This window comes from Helicobacter pylori (assembly GCF_001998165.1).
In the GTDB taxonomy this organism is placed as follows: Bacteria; Campylobacterota; Campylobacteria; order Campylobacterales; family Helicobacteraceae; genus Helicobacter; species Helicobacter pylori_DL.
In genome coordinates, this window is sequence record NZ_MTWR01000117.1 from 1 (window position 1) to 730 (window position 730).

The window sequence follows — 730 nt, forward strand, 5'->3', positions numbered from 1 at the left end:
ACCGGGACTTCTAACAACAATATTGACGCTTGGTTCATTGGCTTTACCCCCACCTTACAAAGCGTGATCTGGTTTGGGAGAGACGATAACACGCCTATTGACAAAGGAGCGACAGGAGGCGTTGTGAGCGCGCCTGTGTATTCGTATTTCATGCACAATATCTTAGCGATTGAACCTTCTTTAAAAAGGAAGTTTGATGTCCCCAAAGGCTTGCGTAAAGAAATCGTGGATAAAATCCCCTACTACTCAAGCCCCAATTCCATCACCCCCACCCCCAAAAAAACAGACGATAGCGAAGAACGCTTGTTGTTCTAAGCCTACATGGCTATAGGGACTTTAACATCTCCGTAATTGATAGAATCTTTAAAGATTTCTTCCACTTTAGAAACAAGGATACTCACCGTTTGATCGTCTAAAGACATTTTATGCAACCCTTCGCTCAAAGCGTCCTTATCAAAACCACGCGCGCGCACCAACGCAAACACTTCCTCATTGTTAGGATTGATATAAATCCCTAAACGATCCACATTCATCAAGCTATCAAAAATGGGCTTTGTCATTTGGATAAACATTTCATTAGTGATCTTTTGCTTGATGCGGTTGGATTTAGAAAGATAAGCTTCTTTAAGTTTATGCACGATATTTTGCGCCACTCTTATTGTCGCTCTTTTGGTAGCGATTTTCTCTATCTCTTCAGTTGCCTTACCATCTACAATGTGCGAGCTATCCA

At 41.9% G+C, this 730-nt stretch carries 1 protein-coding gene and 1 pseudogene; one reads left to right on the plus strand and one right to left on the minus strand.

Annotated elements, in window-relative coordinates; translation table 11 throughout:
• Window positions 1-315 (plus strand): annotated as a pseudogene (locus BZK24_RS08440) (penicillin-binding protein); the annotation flags it as partial.
• 2 nt (window positions 316-317) lie between these two features.
• On the opposite strand, the gene BZK24_RS08445 reads toward BZK24_RS08440, so the two are convergent.
• A partial coding sequence (locus BZK24_RS08445; protein WP_077657149.1) for a tumor necrosis factor alpha-inducing protein occupies window positions 318-730 on the minus strand: 413 nt, incomplete at its 5' end.